The following is a 17,411-nucleotide window of genomic DNA, read 5'->3' as shown; positions in this document are numbered from 1 at the left end:
TTCGTACAAAACACAAACCACTTTCTAATTCTTTGATGAGTAGCAACGTGAAACGAAATCTAGTTTTGATTCTTATGACTTTGGTGTGCACGCAACTGTTTGCGGATCAACCATTTTTTGATGACGGGCAGGACCCCAAGCCGACCGACAAGCAATGGCAACGAGTCGAATCGCTTTCGGATGACTTCGATGGCACCGAGCTAGACAAAAGTAAGTGGAGCGCCGATCCGGCAGCGAATGGTTGGGGTTGGATCGGGCGACCGCCAGGTCTCTTTCAAGAAAGCGGAGCAGTAGTCGAAGAGGGAAATCTGAGAATCACCGTTGGCAAACTTGAAGAGCCTAGGGTGATCAATGGTCACGAATTTAAGTATCACGGAGCGATCATTCGATCGGTAAATCCCGGCAACGTGGGGATGTACTTTGAGGCTCGAATGAAGGCCAATGCGACCGAGATGTCGTCAACATTTTGGTTGATGACACCTCCTAATAGTCCGCGACGGCTTGAACTAGACATTCAAGAATGCGTTGGGCGAACCACTGATCAAACGGCCGGATGGGCAAAGAACTGGAACCAGATTTTTCATTCCAACATGATTCGTCGAGCGACTAGGAAGCAACCCGAAAAAGAACAGTTGCAAAACTCAGTGGTTACCGAAACAAAGAACTCGCAGCGTTACTACGTTTATGGTGCCTGGTGGAAGTCGCCCCGAGAGGTGCGTTTCTATCTTGATGGAAAATACACGTACTCCATTAAGCCGAACGTGGATTGGAATGTTCCCTCGTATTATCAAATGGCAATCGAAACGTATGACTGGAATCCCGTTCCCGACGATGGTGGACTTGTTGCCAGTGGAAATTGGGACCAACGCACCACGCAGTACGATTGGGTTCGAACATGGCAGCTCAAATAGCCGAAGCGGCATCATCGCAACTGCTGCCGATCGTTGTTGGTCGGCATTCACACATATTGAAGGTAAAGATTCTTATGAGTGGGCTTTCCGCAAGTTTCCGATCATTGATGCGTAATGAGATGCTGGTTTTGCTTACCGGCGTGTTTATAGCGTTGACTGGCACCGGACGCGTTGAAGCGCAGGGGTTTCCTTGGGACATACCGCAAACCAAACCCGATCGGCCCATGAGCGCGGCGATGGAAAGGCTCTATTCGCAGTACCTCACACCAAGGCCGGAGGACAACGAACTCTTTTCGAGCTTTAAGTACACAAAGCTTGAAGGATTGGATTATCACGACGGTGATGGCACGATTTCGCGTCGTGATCCGTCAAAGGTGATTCGCGAGAACGGCAAATACTACGTTTGGTACACCAAGCGTCACACGGCGGTCCCACCTCAAGGTTCCAAGAGTAGCACCGAAACGATCCCGTCGACTGACTGGGACTTATGCGAGATTTGGTATGCGACCAGCCAGGATGGATTCACGTGGGAAGAACAAGGCATTGCAGTGCCTCGGCCGCCCAAACCGAACCCAGGGTGGCGATCTGTCTCAACCCCCGACATCCTAAAGTGGAAGGACAAGTACTACCTCTACTACCAAGGGTTTTTGGAAGCCAGTGGTACTAAGGGAGACCATTGTCCCGTGACGGCGTCGTATGCGGATTCACCCGATGGGCCTTGGACAGCATGCAACCAAGTAGTCGTTCCCAACGGTGATGCCGGCGAATGGGACCAGTATTCCATTCATGATCCATACCCGTTGGTCTACCAGGGAAAAATCTATCTGTACTTCAAAGCTGCATTTGGCGATCGGCCTGAGTACTTAGTCGCAGCAGGGCTTGCTATTGCTGACAATCCTTTGGGCCCGTTCACGAAACATCCGCTCAATCCGCTTTTCAACTCCGGTCACGAAACGATGCTCTTTCCTTTCAAGGAAGGTATCGCAGCGGTGCTCATCCACAACGGCAATGAAGCGAACACCATCCAGTACGCACCCGATGGCGTCAATTTTGAAATTGCGTCGGTTACCACGTTGCCTCCGATTGCCGGTGGACCTTACGTGCCCGACGCGTTTACCAGTGATGGTGACGGTCGAGGAATCGCGTGGGGATTATCGCACTTCACCAACGCGGGAACTCACACTACTCAGCACAGCACTTTGGCTCGCTTTGACTGTGATCTGAGTCTGGACATCGATGACCCGCGAATGAAGAACACCAACGTTTTTCACAAACCGGACGTGTTCTACGCGCAGCGGATCAATCGTAAGGAACGCGAGAAGGTATTACGTTCGGCAGAGGAGAAGAGCCAGTCGCGTGACTGACATCCGTCGAGGTATTACCTGAATCGTTTTCGGTAACCGCGCGGTGTCAGGCCGGTTACTCGTCGAAAACGTTTTGTGAAGTGACTTTGATCAAAGAAGCCAACCTCGGCGCCAATATCGACGATGCTCATTTCGGTTTGCGTTAGTAGCCTTTGGGCGTGCTGGACGCGTCTGGACAACACATACTCGGTAGGTGAGAGTCGAAGAATTGCTCGGAAGCGAGCATTGAAATGAGTCGTCGATAAGTTCGCCTTCTTTGCCATCTCGGCCATCGAAATGGGTTCGTTGTAGTGCTTGTCCATGTGCTGAATGACAGGCCATAGTTCTTGGAAGAACGTCAACTGCTCGTCTTTCGTAGCCACGGGATACATTGCACCGGCGATTCCAATCGCGTTGCCTTCGGGATCGAACAACGGAGTCTTGGTCGACACGTACCATTTGGGAGTGCCGCCAACGTGCGGCACCAACCAAACTTGGTTTGCGATGATTTTGCCGCCTTCCATGACGCGTCGATCTTCCGCGTGATACGCCTCGGCGAGGGCGGGCGGTTGAAATTCAAGGTCCGTTCGTCCGAGCAATTCGGTATCGCTTTGCATCCCGAAAACGTCATGCAACGTTCGGCTATTAACGCCGATGTAACGATGCTCGGCATCCTTGGCAAAGAAGAGGACCGATGGCAGGTATTCGTACAAACGGAATACTTCGCGAACACCAGGGTTTTGTTGGAAAAACTGATCCTGGAAGTCGCGTGGATTTGGGGGTGAATTGCCTTGCATCGTCAAAATGTACCAAAACGGGGTCCGTGGATACAAGACTTATCGAATTCCCTAAACGACAATGACAGGCGTTGGATCTTCCTTTAGACGCACGGTTAAAGGAGGGCCAGTGGAGCCGACAAATCCTGCGTTCAGCAAGCTAGACATGAAAAACAGATTCACCTTCGAATGCTTCTTGATAACTCGAATGATCGGTGCGTTGGTGCTGGTAGTTAGTACGGTCAACGCTGCGGATATTTCGTTCAACCGTGATGTCCGACCGATATTGTCAGACCGTTGTTTCAAATGCCACGGGCCCGATGCCGCGAATCAAGAGTCCGAGTTTCGTGTCGATAACCTCGAGAACGCGACGGCTGATTTGGGAGGCTATTTTGGCATCGTCCCTGGTGACCTCGAGCAGAGTGAACTGCATGTTCGCATTCATGATGAAGACAACCCGATGCCTCCTTCCGATGCTTTGAAGCCATTGACCGAGCAAGAAAAGGAAACGTTGGATCAATGGATCCTCCAAGGAGCTCCTTTCGAGGCTCACTGGGCATTCACGCCGTTACCTGACAAGATTGAAACACCGGAGCAGTCGGAACTTGGGGAGCTAGCTGAGTGGCAAAAAGGGCCAATTGATCAGTTCATTGCAAAGACGCTAGTCGAGAACGACTTGAAACCTGCTGACGAAGCGCCCAAAAACAAGTGGCTGCGTCGCGTCACATTTGATTTGACGGGCTTGCCGCCTACAAAGCAAGAAATTCAAGATTACGTTGCCGACAAAACTCCGGACGCGGACGCGAAAGTCGTAGATCGTCTATTGGCTAGCGACGCTTATGCCGAGCGGATGACCAGCGAATGGTTAGACGTTGCCAGGTACGCGGATTCCTATGGCTATCAACAGGACATCGAACGCTTCGTTTGGCCGTACCGTGACTGGGTGATCGATGCAATTAAATCGGGCATGCCTTACGACCAATTCATTACATGGCAACTCGCCGGCGACTTATTGCCCAATCCAACGCGAGAGCAAATGTTGGCGACGACATTCAATCGCCTGCACTCCCATAAACGCGAAGGCGGGGTGGCGGTGGAAGAGTTTCGTGTGGAAAACGTGGCCGACCGAACGCACACAGTCGGAACAGCCATGTTGGGTTTGACCATGGAGTGCTGTCGTTGTCACGACCATAAGTACGATCCTCTCAGTGCCAAAGACTACTACTCGTTTAGCGCCTTCTTTGACAACATCGACGAGCGCGGATTGATTTCGTACTTTACCGACGCCGTCCCCACGCCTGCGATGCCGTTGCCCAGTGCAGAGCAGAAACGTCAGCTCGACGAACTGCGGCACAAGCTTTCGGATGCGGAAGCGGTACTGAATCGCGATATCAATAAGTCTGTTGGCACCGCCTTTCCAAAGTGGTTGGCTGATCGCAAGGTTGAAGTCCTGATTCCCGGCAAGGTGGCCGAACTCGACTTTGAAGATAGTTTAAAAGCTTTTGCGAGTGACGAGAAAGAAGGTGAGAAAGCAAAGGTAGATCCGGACAACTTTGCCCTCGCCAATCCTTTGGGCAAGAACGCCGTCAGCCCTGTCGCAAACCAATTGGTCGACGGGCATGTTGGCAAGGCAGTGAAGTTCACCGGCGATGATCCCGTTGAGATTCCTGAAGTCGGTTACTTCGAACGACACGATCCCTTTTCGTTTTCGCTTTGGATTTGGAACCCCGAGTCCGAGAATCGGGCGGTTATCTATCGACGATCTCGAGGATGGGATGACGCCGGTTCGATCGGTTACGAATTGACGCGTGAAGGCGGCAAGTTGAGTGCAAAGCTTTGTCACTTCTGGCCCGGCGATGCGATTGCCGTTGAGACGTCTGAGGCGATCGACAACGAGCGATGGATTCATGTTGCGGTAACGTATGACGGATCCAGTCGGGCATCGGGGCTGAAGATTTTCTTGGACGGAAAACTTGCTTCGACGACAATCGTCGAAGATCACCTGACGCGAAACATCAGCAAGTGGGCTGATAGCTACGAAAAGGACGATCAGCATCATTTGGCGATTGGCTCGCGATACCGGGATCGAGGTTTTGTAAATGGCAAGGTTGATAGTTTCAAAGTCTTCGATCGCCAAGTCAGTGCGATCGAGGTTGCAGAGCTGTTCGATGGGAGATCATTGGACGAGCTCATCGCTAAACCTGAAAGCGAACTCAGCGATGCAGAACGTGATTGGTTGGAAGAATACTATGTGCTAGCCATTGACCCTTCGTGTTCAGAGTCGCGTGAGGGGCTTCGCAAAGCACGCGTGGCGGTTAACAAGTTGATGGATGAGATTCCGGCGATCATGGTGATGCGTGAGAATGAGGTGCCTCGGCAAACCTACTTACTTGAACGCGGTGTTTATGACGCGAAGGGCGAACCCGTTTCCCCGAGTCCGCCAGCGGTTCTTCCGCCCATGGATGACGAATTGCCTCGCAATCGACTCGGACTTGCTCAATGGTTGACGTCCCCGAATCATCCGCTGACTTCGCGTGTCGCGGTGAACCGTTACTGGCAATTGATGTTTGGCCAGGGACTTGTGCGAACGCCCGAGGATTTTGGTAACCAGGGCGAGAACCCGACGCATCCCGAATTGTTGGACTGGTTGGCGCGTGACTTCGTGTCGTCTGGTTGGGATGTCCGCGCACTGATCCGCAAAATGGCTTTGTCGGCGACTTACCGTCAAAGCTCGGTGGTATCAAAAGAAAAACGAGCAAAGGATCCGACTAACCGATTTCTTGCTCGCGGCAGCGGTGAACGTTTATCGGCCGAGATGATTCGCGACAACATTCTCGCGACCAGCGGGCTGTTGAAAAGTCAGGTCGGTGGCGAGCCAGTCAAGCCGTACGACCTCGCGCTTGCCTACACGCCGCTGGAAATCGACCAAGGCGAAAAACTGTATCGCCGAAGTCTATACACATTCTGGAAACGTTCCTCGCCCGCTCCGGTAATGATGACCCTCAACACCCCAACACGTGAAGTGTGTCGGATGAAACGCGAGGTTACCGAAACGCCGTTGCAAGCGCTGGTCCTGCTCAATGGGCCACAGTTCATCGAAGCTTCGCGAGTCATGGCTTCTCACTTGATTGATGCGCATGGCGACAACGCGGACGATTTATCTTGTGACGCCTTTTTGCAACTTACTTCGCGAGAACCGACCGAACAAGAATCTGAAATACTCGTCGAGATGTTCAGCGATCAACTCGATGAGTTTACGAAGCATCCTGAACTAGCTATCGAATTTTTGAAGACTGGACAAGCTTCCGTGAAAACGGATGCGGATCCCGCTTTGTTGGCCGCAGCGACGGTCTTAGTTAATTCCATCATGAACCTTGACGAATGCGTGAGGCACCAATGAACAGGTCAATTCCACCCGTCTGTACGGGAAACGATCATCATCCACTTTCGCGTCGCCAATGGCTTAGCCGATTTGGTTACGGTATCGGATCGATGGCTTTGGGGAGTCTGCTGCAACAAGACTTAGCCAGCGGAAGCCCCGCTTCCGCGGAAGCCGCGATCCGCGAAGGGTTGCATCACGCGCCCAAAGCCAAGCGGGTCATTTTCTTGTTTCAATCGGGGGCTCCGTCCCAGATGGACCTGTTCGACTACAAACCGGTTTTGAACGAACGCAACGGAGAAGAGCTACCCGACTCGGTTCGGAAAGGGCAACGGTTAACGGGCATGAGTGCCAACCAAGCGAGCCTACCGATCGTTGGTTCGCCCTTCAAGTTCTCGCAGCATGGCGAAAGCGGGCTGTGGATGAGCGATTTGCTTCCGCATACCGCAAAGATCGCCGACGACTTGTGCGTGATCAAGTCCATGAACACCGAGGCGATTAATCATGGTCCCGGTGTCACAATGATGCAAACCGGGTCTCAATTTCCGGGCCGTCCGAGCATGGGTGCGTGGTCATGGTACGGCCTGGGGAGTGAGAACGAAGACCTACCCGCCTTTGTGGTAATGGTTTCGAAACAGCGCGGTGGCCAACCTTTGTTCGCTCGGCTTTGGGGCAGCGGGTTTTTACCGGGCAAGTACGACGGCGTTGAATTGCGTTCGGATAAGGATGCAGTTTTGTACCTGAATTCGCCCGAGGGAATTCGACAATCGTCGCGACGAAGTGCGTTGGATGGAATCGCGAAGTTGCACCAATTGCAATACGAAGAAACCGGTGATCCCGCAATCGAGAATCGTATTGCCCAATACGAGATGGCATTCCGAATGCAAACGTCAATTCCTGATGTCACCGACATCTCGGGGGAATCGAAGGAAACGTTGGAACTCTACGGTGACGAAGTGCACCAGCCGGGAACATTCGCGGCGAATTGCCTGCGTGCTCGGCGATTGGCCCAACGAGGCGTTCGTTTCATCCAGTTGTACCAGCCCGGTTGGGATCACCATGCGAACTTGCCTGGTTCCATTAAGAATTCTTGCCGAATTACGGATCAGCCAACCGCTGGGCTTATCCAAGACCTTAAGAACCATGGACTCCTTGAAGACACCCTCGTGATCTGGGGTGGCGAGTTTGGCAGGACGAGTTACTGCCAAGGGAAAATCACTCCCGGTAACTTTGGTCGCGACCACCATCCGCGTTGCTTCACGATGTGGATGGCAGGTGGGGGTGTGAAAGCGGGATACACCCACGGAGAGACTGACGAGTTTAGCTATAACCTTGTTTCCGACGGAGTTCACATTCACGACCTGCATGCAACGATCTTGCACCAGATGGGAATCGATCACGAACGTCTGACCTATCGATACCAAGGACGCGACTTCAGGCTTACCGACGTGCATGGTCATGTTGTGAAAGAATTGATCACGTAACACATCACCTGAAAATAGTTTCCGTCACTGCATTGCGGGTTTCGTCGTGATCACGAATCCAGATACGGCGATGAAGGTTTGATTGGCTATAATCAAAATCTATCACCAATTGATTTATCTTCGCATCACGCCGCACTCTGGGAAAAGATTTTGCGCTGCCTTATATCTTCTCTGCGTCTCTTCAGTTGCGTTCTACTTTTGGCAATAGTTTCGGTCGAGGCAAACGCTCAACAAAAGATGACGGTCGTGATCGTGCACGGCGCCTGGGGTGGGGTTCATCACTGGAAGTCGGTGGCCGATTCGCTGACTCACGATCATGCAATGGATGTGCATCGGGTTTCCCTGACTGGCCTTGGTGAACGTTCGCACCTTGCGTCGCCTGACGTTGGCCTGAAAACGCACATTCAAGACGTGGTGAATGCAATCGAATTTGACGATCTCACCTCCGTTGTCTTGATCGGTCATAGTTACGGTGGTGTTGTCGTGTCAGGAGTGGTCGATGCTATTCCCGAGCGACTTTCGCGTGTCCTCTATCTTGACGCTCATCTGCTTGAGGACGGAGAGTCGTACCTAACACGCCATCCCGATCAAAAGCAGAAGTTGACCGATCGAGCTGAAAAAGATGGTCACGGTTGGTTGATCCCTGTCGATTGGGTGAACCCGATGCGAGATACGCCACACCCGCTGGCAACATTGGTAGAGCCACTGGAATTGCACAATCCTGAAAGATTGAATGTTCCGTCTAGTTATTGGCTGTTTGCTGATGGAGGCAAGCCGGAGCTTGATGAGCGATACTTCTACTACCAGCGGGCCGAACAGAGAGGATGGCCGGTACGGTCTCTTTCATGGGACCATAATCCACAACGCAGTCGACCCGGTGATGTGGTTGCGGCTCTGGTCAAAGCATTGAATGATCCGCAGTAAAAGGCGAGAGTCATGCATCATGAAGTGCTGCCTCAGCGTTGACTAGACGATAACGACATGATGTCTACTGAGAGCCGGATGTATTCCAAAGGGGCGTTTCGTTTTCGACAACGAGATACCGCCAGCGACATAGCACTTAACGATTCTGGTCGCGGTCTATCGCTGCAATGCGCTCATGGTTGCGGGCCGCAGGCTGTTCTTCGCATCCTCGATCGCCACTTCGGTGCGATTTCGATTCAGAAAGAAATTAACGGTCTCGAAGCCGCAGTCGGCGAGCAAATCTAAAGCCGTCTCATAGTCGTCGGCAACGCGTGAAGGGGTATGGGCATCGGCCCCGAGTGTGACCGGAATGCCTCTCTTCTGCATTTCGCGAAGCATCTGCGGAAACGGATTCATTTCCGAGATCGTTTTTCTAAGACCAGAAGTGTTCAGTTCCATCGCAACACCCGTCTTCGCAATTCGATCAAGAGCCCTGCAAATGTCGCTCATGATCACGTCTGGTCGCCAGTCTTGAGATGTAAAGTTCTTGATCAAGTCCGGATGGGCGAGTGAATCGAACAAGCCGGTTTCTGCGGCTTTGGCGAGCAGGCGGAAATACGTGCGCTGAACTTCTATGGCATCGTCTTGCCAATAGGTCGCCCGAAATTCGGCGATCTGCGGGTGGACGGAACCGAGTACGAAATGAAAGTCTTGAGACGCCAGTTGATTTTCAAGGTAACTCTCGTAGCCCTCAAAGTAGTCCGCTTCAAGACCTAACCGTACATCAACTCGGTCGGACCATTCATCGCGAACGGTTGCAACGAGATCAACGTACTCTTCAAACTGATCTTCCCGCATCCTGACGTGGGCCGAAAAACCGTTGGGCATAGGATTGTGGCAAGTGACAATGAGACCTCGCAGGCCTCGCGCCCAGGCAACCGCGGCGTAGTCAGACGGCGTACCTTCGGCATGATTGCATAGTGGGGTATGGCTGTGCGATTCAAATAGAATTCGTCCGCTCAAGAAAACTCTCCAAAAAGTATAGGTTGTCCACCCAAGCACCCTATGCGAACTCAGCGGGAATGACGAGCCCGGAAGGATTCTCGTTGGTCGAACGTTGGTGCTTGGGAACGGTTGAGAAACTACTTAGACGTTCGTCTTTTGCGTCTAAGTCAGTTCACCGTCTTAGGTTTACTCATTTTAACCGCGGTGGCAATTGAGACGACCGATCCACGGTCGAAGCTGCACCGACACTGGCATTAGCAACGGCACCGCTGCTGATACTGACGCCAATTACTGACGCCGCACCGGCTGGTGCAATGAATTGTCACGGTTGCCCCAATAGTCCGCGGTAATGTTCAACCTTATCGAAAGACAAGGGCTCTGCGTAAGAATACAGTTTGGCTGGAACGTTCTTAGGCCGCTTCGCGGCGATGCGATGCAGTGCTTTGGGTGTAGATCAACTGAGCTTGCAGTGACACGATTCGAGATTCTAACTCGCCGATCACGTTGCGTTTTTTGCTTAGCTTCGCCTCGTATTGTTCGATAAGCAGCTTGCCTCGGGCTCGACCACCACTAAGCTGGGCCCGCAGTTTCGCCGATTGCATACGCAGCTCTTCGGCGTTCGCCCGTTCTTGCTCACAAGTCATGTGGTGTTGCTGCAGTTCTGCGGCAAGTTGGTCACGCTCAGTTTTAAGGCTGTCGTAATCTGAGCTGGCTTGCTGGTTCAGAGACTCGAGTTCTGAAAGTTGCTGGTGAAGACTTTGCAGTTCAGTCGCGTGAGCGTCGATGTCAGTCGCCCGTTGCTCTTGAAGCAGACGTAGCGATTCACGTTCACTTTCGACATCAATCATCAACGCATCAATCTTGGTTTGCATGGACACGCATTGTGACCAATGAATGTCCAACATTCGGGTCTCGTTTTGCTTGGCTTTCGCAATCGCCTCTTCCTGGATGTGCAAGCGATCCATGCATTCCTGGCAAGATTCCCAAGCCGAAGCAAGCTCTAGCTCTTTGGTCTTGAATTGCGACTTCAACTTGCTGAGTTCTAGGACGTCGGCATGTTGTGATCGTTGTGATTGGGATGCTTCGGCTACGCGAAGTGTCCGCTGTTGGCGAACTTGAAAGGACAGGTTCGCATTTTGGTCTTTCAGGACTTCGATCTCGGATTTTAGGCGATCCGTTCGTAGTTCGTTGATGCGAGATTTTGTTGCGAAGGCTTTGAGTTGCTTAGTCGCGGCTTGTTGGTGCTTGCCTAATTGCCCTCGAACCCTGGCGATTTCGTCGAGCTGTTCTTGCGATACGAGCGTCAAGCGTGAAAGCTGTTCGGCAATCGCCCGCTTTTCGTTGTTGCTTCGCTGGGTCTCGGTTTGCCAGACTTCGACTCGTTGATTGGCATCGTCCAATTTTTGCTGCAATGACCGCAGATGAGCAATCTCGTCGGCTTGAGTGGCATTGGCTCGCTCAAGCTGCTCACGCGAGCTTTCTGAAGCGATCAGGTCGGCTCTGCAATCGGAAAGCTCGCACTTGATACGATCTATCTCGGACGATCGTTGCTCAGCAAGGTTGCGAACGTGATAGGCGTGCGTTTGCCATGTCGCGGCGAGTTGCTCGGCATACTCAAGAGATGACTGAAGCGAATCCTTTTGGGCGACTTCGTCCATCCATTGCGAATGTCGTTTGTCGAGCTGACGCGTTAACACTTGTTGCTGCCGCACCATGGCTGCTTGGTGAACCGACAATTCCGCGTTTCGGTGTCGGAATTTGGCTGCCAAAGTGGTTTGCTCCGAATGTTCCTGTTCCAGTTTTGCAAACGCATCCGTAAGGCTAGCAAGTTGCCGCTGCTTATCTACCAGTTGTCCTTCAAAGGTCGCCCGTTCAGCAAGGGAGCGGCTTTTGAGATCACTAACTTCGCCAACAAGTTGATCTCTTTCCTGCTCGAGTTTGCGAATCTGTTCGACAGCGTTGGCATGTTCGGTTGTTTGCGAGCGGACTGTCTTCTCTAAAGATTCAACGTCGCAACGCAAACGCTCAATTTCGGGTTCGTGACCGCACTGAACTTCAAGCAGCAGACGATTGGCCGCATGCTGGTCAGCCGTCAGGTTGTCCTGAAGCGGCGGACGCTTCACCAAAGGAGCGGGCGGATGCCCATAAGCTACGTTCGGGCCGAGAATTTGTCTGGGCGTTTGGTGTGAACGCACCTGACTTGAATTGGTCAGTTCGCGTGACACCGTTGGCGCGGGGACATAGGCAGCTTCCCGTCTGGGTAGCCCCGCGGGAACGAGGTGGGTCGGCTGTGATTGTTCTCGCAACCACCACATGCTGTTGATTCCGTTTGCGTCGGTCGGGGTGAAAGCGGTCGATCCGCTTTTCCTCATTGTTAAGCAAGATTGAAGTCCTGAACCTTTTTCTACGATCGTCCAGAACCACGCCCATCATTGAGAAAAGGGCGTGTCCATCGGAGTCATTACCAAAAATAGTGGTAGAAAAAAAGATCGGTCTTGCTAGCAAAGGCACGGCCGCATGACGCGTGGAAGGCTTCAATTCAACGCCAAGAACTCGTCTAGGAATCAGTTGCCAATTCAGCCGAGGAAGCTTTCGTAGCGACCGATTCGGCCTCGTCGATCGGGTCGTCGGATTTACTTTTTTGAGGGAATCGACGAAAGACACGAATCGAAATCACGATGGCAATCGAGAGCATCAGTGATCCGGCTAACAATGGTGCCCCGGGTAGTTTGAACGGCGCTTTGTCGCTCACGAAAAAACTAAACAGAAGCGTGTTGAATAAGAGCGGCGCAACAACGTTGGTCAGGCTGATTAACGAAGTGAGTGCACCTTGCACTTTCCCCTGCTCGGTTTCACTCACCGAACCGGTCACCAAGCTTTGTATCGCGGGACCGGCAAGTCCGCCAAGTGATCCAAATACGATGATGATGGGAATCATCCAGCCACTTGGTGCTAGACCATATCCGGCAAACGCGATCGTCGCGATGATCGTACCCATCACGACTGTTCGACGTTCACCTAGTCGTCTTATCACGGGACGTACCAAACCGCCCTGCACGATGATTGCCATGACGCCCACAAGCCCCAATGCCCATCCGTTGGCGCTTGCGTCCCAGTCAAACTTAAAACCAGTATAGAGAACCCAGACGTTTTCTAAGCCCCGCTGGGCGAGTGAACGAAGAACGAAAACAACGGACAAAGCGGCCACGATTGGATACGCACTAAGACGGCCGATAGATTGAAGCGGATTAGCGTTGGAAAGTTTAAAGTCGCTTCGATGTTCGCTGGCAAGCGATTCGGGTAACACGAAGAAGCCATACATCCAATTGATGAGTGCCAGACCGGCGGCGACAAAGAACGGCAATCGTAGGCTGTAGTCGCCAAGCAATCCGCCAACGGCTGGACCGACTGTGAACCCGAGTCCAAACATCACGCCAACTAACCCAAAATTCCGTGCACGATTCTCGTCGCTCGAAATATCGGCGATGTATGCATTGCCGGTCGTGAAGCTGGCTCCCATAATTCCCGCAAGCGTTCGGCCCGCAAAGAGCCACCATATGTTGGGAGCAAAGCCCTGGATCAAAAAGTCCACGCCCAAACCAAACATTGAAATCAACAGAATTGGACGACGTCCGAAACGGTCGGACAACGCACCAAGAATGGGCGCAAACAGAAACTGCATCAGTGCGTACGTAGCCCCAATCACGCCAACGTAACGAGCCGCCCGCGAAAACGATTGGCTCTCTTGGGCGGACTGACTTGCCGGCCCAAGTTCCGCAGCAGCGTCGACGACACCGATTGGATCCTCGCCAACAAGTTCCTTGACCAATTCAGGCAAGACGGGAATCACGATGCCGATGCCGAGGATGTCGATGAATAACGTCAGCAAGATAAACGCCATCGCGGCCTTACGCGGTGAACGATCTTGTGGAGGCATCTGCGAATCGGGAGCGAGAGTGATGTTGGCGAGCGAATCGACGTCAGTGAGCAAAATTATCGGTTTATTGGATTGCCTCTGGCACACACGTATAAACTGACGAGCCGGTTTTGTCGATTGGCGTTCACTGCGTCTGGGACGTCAAAGTCTCGGCCCAGCACGCAACGATCGCTCGAAGAACAACGCATCATGGACATGGGGGGCAACGTCAAAGCACGCATCCAAAGCGTCATTGTGCCGATTCGAAGTGTTGCCGCCCTGGGCTAGCTCAAGCATAATTGGCGGTTCCCGTGGCGATGACTACTCCCCACCTACCTTACTCCCAGACACGGTTTTGCAATGAAATTTACTCGTTGGATGGTTTCCCTCGCCTTCGGCTTCGGAGCGATTGGCTCGACCCTCCTTTCACCGCCCTCGCATGGTGAGGAAATAGCGGGCGCCGCCGCCACTTTGACTGACTCTGAAAAACGAAGTGGATGGGAGTTGTTGTTCGATGGCAAATCGACTGAAGGATGGCGAAATTACGGACGCGATAAAGTGTCTGAGGGTTGGCAAATCGTCGACGGTGCGTTGGTCCGTAACGCCAAGGGGGCCGGGGATCTTATCACGGATGAAAAGTACAAGTATTTCGAGCTGTCGCTGGAATACAAAATCAGCAAAGGCGGAAACAGTGGCGTGATGTTCCATGTTGCCGAAGGTGATGGCCCACCTTGGCACACCGGTCCGGAAGTCCAAGTGCAGGACAACAAAGACGGGCACGATCCGCAATTGGCCGGTTGGCTCTATCAGCTCTACAAGCCTGTTCCGCCAAGTTGGACTCAAGAAACCGGAATGGTCGATTCCACTCGTCCCGCCGGTGAATGGAATCAGTTGTATCTGCGCATCTCGCCCGGTCAAAGCGAAGTTTGCATGAACGGTGTCGTCTACTATCGTTTCAATCTAGGAGGCGACGATTGGAAGCAACGCGTAGCCAAGAGCAAGTTTGCCAATCTGCCGAATTTTGGTTCGATGGGTGAAGGGCACATTTGTTTGCAAGACCATGGCGACGAAGTTGCGTACCGAAAGATCAAGCTGCGTCGTATCGCCGACGATGGTTCCGTGAAGCAACCCATTGATGGTCAACTCGACATGGTCAAGACACTGGCCTTTCCAAAATTGAAGTGGGATCAATGGGAACCCTTTGATGATGGCGGTAAGACACGTGCGTTGCGTTTGCTTGAACTGACCTATCCCGAAGACGGTTCGAATCGCTTGTTCGTTTCATCTCAGCACGGCGGGATTTGGTCATTCGAAAACAAGCCAGATGTGGAAACCTCGACGCTATTCTTGGATCTTCGCGGCAAGGTGATCGATTGGCAATCACCGGGGGCCAATGAGCAAGGTTTGCTGGGACTGGCATTTCACCCGGACTACAAAAACAATGGTCGGTTCTTTGTGTATTACTCTCACCTGGACGATAAGAAATCGGTGATTTCCGAGTTCAAGGTTTCTGCTAACGATCCGAATGTCGCGGACCCTGATTCAGAGAAGGTGATTCTTGAGATTCCGCAGCCTTTCAAGAACCATAATGGCGGCAGTATTGAATTCGGTCCCGACGGAATGCTCTATGTGGGGCTTGGCGATGGTGGAAGTCGCAATGATCCGTTCGGTAACGGCCAGAACTTGAAGACGATGCTCGGTTCCATTCTGCGAATCGATGTTGATCATCCTGCCGATGGTAAAGCCTACGGGATTCCTAAGGACAACCCTTTCGTGGGTCGTGATGACGCCTTGGGCGAAATCTTTGCCTATGGAGTTCGTAACCCGTGGCGCATCGCTTTTGACAAAGAGACCGGTACATTGTGGGCCGGCGAAGTAGGTCAAGAACTTTGGGAAGAAGTGATCGTTGTTCGCAAGGGAGGCAACTATGGATGGAGTGTCCGCGAAGGAAGTCATCCGTTTGGCAATGGCGAAACAGTCGCCGGTACCAGCGATCCTCTTGAACCCATTTGGGAATACGATCACCAGATCGGAAAGTCCATCACGGGCGGCCGAGTCTATCGCAGCGATCGTGAATCTAAGCTCGCTGGAAAGTACATCTACGCTGACTATGTCACGGGAACCGTCTGGGCGCTGACCTACGATGCTGCTGCGGAACGTGCTACTTCCAATGAACAGGTGATCGCCGAAAGCGTGCCGGTGTTGTCCTTTGGCCAAGACCAAAACGGCGAAGTTTACTTGCTGACCAACAGCCCCCGTGGCGAGTCAATCTATCGGTTTGAATCGGTATCGCCAAAGTCGGATGCTGCACTGTCCGGCGCTGCTCAGTCCAACTGAGTCAGGCAATAAAGTTTCGTCCTACTGCGAAGGATAATTTCATTATCCACAACCGCAGGAGAAGCCATAAACCCATCGCCCAAATTTGTTTGAGCGATGGGTTCTTCATTGGAACCCGGCTTTATAGTGATGATGTCTCCACCGCCGCCAAAGAAATAGATGTATTGGCCAGCCATCACAGGTGAAGCGGCAAATTCGCGTCCCACTCGCTTGCGCCACAAAATTTCACCTGTCGCTGCGGTGCGAGCCGAGATGATACCGTCGTCGCTATTCATGTAGAGAATGCCGTTGTGAATGATGGGCGAAGCTTTTTTAGCGACCGCTGTCTTAGCGGACCAAGCGATCCGATCGCCCGAAAACAAACCATCTTCACCGGGTTGGGCTGCGACCATGTTGCCCATGCCATTGATCAAGAAAAGTAAGCCGTCGCTATAGATGGGCCGCGCCGATGCATTCATTCCACCGTATTGAATGGACCACAGCGGACGACCCGATTTGGGTTCGTAGGCGATGGCCGCGGAAGCACTAGGTGAGATAACTTGCGGTTGACCATTGATCGTGATGGCGTGGGCGGTACCGTACGCTTTCATCCAATCGCCCTCGTCCGTTCCGTAATCAATTTGTCGATCGGTTTGCCACACTGTTTCGCCAGTCTCGGCATCAAAGGCAACCACGAATTGCTGGTCGACTCCGTCAAACGCGACGATCAATTTCCCGTCGTGCAAAATTGGCGATGATGCCGGGCCTCGGAAGTGATCGCACTCGACGTCAGTCCGCCGCCATAATTCTTTGCCCGTGGTCGAGTCCAAGCACGCCGTGAGGTAGCTGCCAAAATGCACGTAGACCCGGTCGCTTGTCACGACGGGTGTACAGGAGGCATAGCTGTTGGTCGGATGGCAGAAACGAGGCTCTTCGTTCTCGAGCAGCAAAATATCTCGCACCACTTTGCCAGTGGAACGATCGACCGCGATCACTGACATGGTGGTCCCGTCTTCTGCTGCGGTGGTCAGCCAAATGAGCTTGTCCCAAACGACGGGCGACGACCAGCCTTTCCCGGGAATGGCGGTTTCCCACTTCACGGTCGATTGATCCAGCTTGGCTGGCAAGACCGAATGGGCGGCGATTCCGTTCCCATGTGGGCCGCGAAACTGAGGCCACGGTTCGGCATGGCAAACGCTAAACAATGCGAGTGAAATCAAAGCGAGAACTGGGACACGATTCATGCGGGGGCTCGTAAATTGGGTGGGGGCTTCGACCGTGGTGCCGGGCGCTGTGGATTTGCATTATAGACCGATCCGATCGTGGCAGCGCTACCACCTTATGCACGATCATTGCGTCAACAATTCGCCAATGTGTC

The 17,411-nt window shown here is 52.7% G+C and carries 12 protein-coding genes; 7 read left to right on the top strand and 5 right to left on the bottom strand.

Going from position 1 to position 17,411, the window contains the following annotated elements; genetic code table 11:
* The first annotated feature begins 47 nt into the window (after window positions 1-47).
* Window positions 48-911, top strand: coding sequence for a LamG domain-containing protein (locus Pla22_RS21745; RefSeq protein WP_242632241.1), 864 nt, complete (start codon window positions 48-50; stop codon window positions 909-911).
* Entirely contained in the window at window positions 896-2,275 is a 1,380-nt protein-coding gene (locus tag Pla22_RS21740; RefSeq protein WP_242632240.1) for a glycoside hydrolase family 117 protein, read from the top strand. The genes Pla22_RS21745 and Pla22_RS21740 overlap by 16 nt, the downstream gene beginning before the upstream one ends.
* Window positions 2,276-2,289: 14 nt before the next feature.
* Here the strand turns inward: Pla22_RS21740 and Pla22_RS21735 are convergent, their stop codons facing one another.
* Window positions 2,290-3,051: an AraC family transcriptional regulator gene (locus Pla22_RS21735; protein ID WP_146516900.1), complete on the bottom strand. Its 762-nt coding sequence runs from the start codon at window positions 3,049-3,051 to the stop codon at window positions 2,290-2,292.
* A 145-nt stretch (window positions 3,052-3,196) separates the two neighbouring features.
* Between Pla22_RS21735 and Pla22_RS21730 the strand changes: the two genes are divergently transcribed.
* The 3 genes from Pla22_RS21730 to Pla22_RS21720 all read left to right on the top strand — a co-directional run bounded on the left by Pla22_RS21730 (window position 3,197) and on the right by Pla22_RS21720 (window position 8,817).
* Complete coding sequence (locus Pla22_RS21730; RefSeq protein WP_146516899.1) at window positions 3,197-6,430, top strand: DUF1553 domain-containing protein; 3,234 nt, start codon at window positions 3,197-3,199, stop codon at window positions 6,428-6,430.
* Window positions 6,427-7,893: a DUF1501 domain-containing protein gene (locus Pla22_RS21725; RefSeq protein WP_146516898.1), complete on the top strand. Its 1,467-nt coding sequence runs from the start codon at window positions 6,427-6,429 to the stop codon at window positions 7,891-7,893. The genes Pla22_RS21730 and Pla22_RS21725 overlap by 4 nt, the downstream gene beginning before the upstream one ends.
* Before the next feature lie 198 nt (window positions 7,894-8,091).
* Window positions 8,092-8,817: an alpha/beta fold hydrolase gene (locus Pla22_RS21720; RefSeq protein WP_207310450.1), complete on the top strand. Its 726-nt coding sequence runs from the start codon at window positions 8,092-8,094 to the stop codon at window positions 8,815-8,817.
* Window positions 8,818-8,973: 156 nt separating this feature from the next.
* Here Pla22_RS21720 and Pla22_RS21715 read toward each other — a convergent pair whose 3' ends face one another.
* From Pla22_RS21715 to Pla22_RS21705, 3 genes are all read right to left on the bottom strand, one after another.
* Entirely contained in the window at window positions 8,974-9,819 is an 846-nt protein-coding gene (locus Pla22_RS21715; RefSeq protein ID WP_146516897.1) for a histidinol-phosphatase, read from the bottom strand.
* Between the two features lie 392 nt (window positions 9,820-10,211).
* Window positions 10,212-12,173, bottom strand: a complete 1,962-nt coding sequence (locus Pla22_RS21710) for a coiled-coil domain-containing protein (RefSeq protein WP_165440783.1) — start codon at window positions 12,171-12,173, stop codon at window positions 10,212-10,214.
* 185 nt (window positions 12,174-12,358) lie between these two features.
* Entirely contained in the window at window positions 12,359-13,738 is a 1,380-nt protein-coding gene (locus Pla22_RS21705) for a TCR/Tet family MFS transporter (RefSeq protein ID WP_242632239.1), read from the bottom strand.
* On the opposite strand from Pla22_RS21705, the gene Pla22_RS21700 reads away from it, so the two are divergent.
* Together Pla22_RS21700 and Pla22_RS21695 are read left to right on the top strand one after the other, a co-directional pair.
* Window positions 13,727-14,005 carry a hypothetical protein gene (locus Pla22_RS21700; protein WP_146516895.1) on the top strand — a complete coding sequence of 93 codons (279 nt, stop codon included), beginning with the start codon at window positions 13,727-13,729 and terminating at the stop codon, window positions 14,003-14,005. The genes Pla22_RS21705 and Pla22_RS21700 overlap by 12 nt on opposite strands.
* Window positions 14,006-14,077: 72 nt before the next feature.
* Window positions 14,078-16,054, top strand: coding sequence for a family 16 glycoside hydrolase (locus tag Pla22_RS21695; RefSeq protein ID WP_146516894.1), 1,977 nt, complete (start codon window positions 14,078-14,080; stop codon window positions 16,052-16,054).
* Here the strand turns inward: Pla22_RS21695 and Pla22_RS21690 are convergent.
* Window positions 16,042-17,277 carry an outer membrane protein assembly factor BamB family protein gene (locus Pla22_RS21690; protein ID WP_146516893.1) on the bottom strand — a complete coding sequence of 412 codons (1,236 nt, stop codon included), beginning with the start codon at window positions 17,275-17,277 and terminating at the stop codon, window positions 16,042-16,044. The genes Pla22_RS21695 and Pla22_RS21690 overlap by 13 nt on opposite strands.
* Window positions 17,278-17,411: the final 134 nt, after the last annotated feature.

The organism is Rubripirellula amarantea, from assembly GCF_007859865.1.
Taxonomy (GTDB): Bacteria; Planctomycetota; Planctomycetia; order Pirellulales; family Pirellulaceae; genus Rubripirellula; species Rubripirellula amarantea.
Note: the sequence above shows the minus strand (reverse complement) of the source record. Positions and strands in the feature narration are given on the sequence as shown.

Bases quoted from the DNA above. Each gene is read 5' to 3' on its own strand.
- Pla22_RS21735 (WP_146516900.1), bottom strand. From the start codon at position 3,051: ATGCAAGGCAATTCACCCCCAAATCCACGCGACTTCCAGGATCAGTTT.
- Pla22_RS21740 (WP_242632240.1), top strand. From the start codon at position 896: ATGGCAGCTCAAATAGCCGAAGCGGCATCATCGCAACTGCTGCCGATC.
- Pla22_RS21710 (WP_165440783.1), bottom strand. From the start codon at position 12,173: ATGAGGAAAAGCGGATCGACCGCTTTCACCCCGACCGACGCAAACGGA.
- Pla22_RS21730 (WP_146516899.1), top strand. From the start codon at position 3,197: ATGAAAAACAGATTCACCTTCGAATGCTTCTTGATAACTCGAATGATC.
- Pla22_RS21695 (WP_146516894.1), top strand. From the start codon at position 14,078: ATGAAATTTACTCGTTGGATGGTTTCCCTCGCCTTCGGCTTCGGAGCG.
- Pla22_RS21725 (WP_146516898.1), top strand. From the start codon at position 6,427: ATGAACAGGTCAATTCCACCCGTCTGTACGGGAAACGATCATCATCCA.
- Pla22_RS21705 (WP_242632239.1), bottom strand. From the start codon at position 13,738: ATGCCTCCACAAGATCGTTCACCGCGTAAGGCCGCGATGGCGTTTATC.
- Pla22_RS21690 (WP_146516893.1), bottom strand. From the start codon at position 17,277: ATGAATCGTGTCCCAGTTCTCGCTTTGATTTCACTCGCATTGTTTAGC.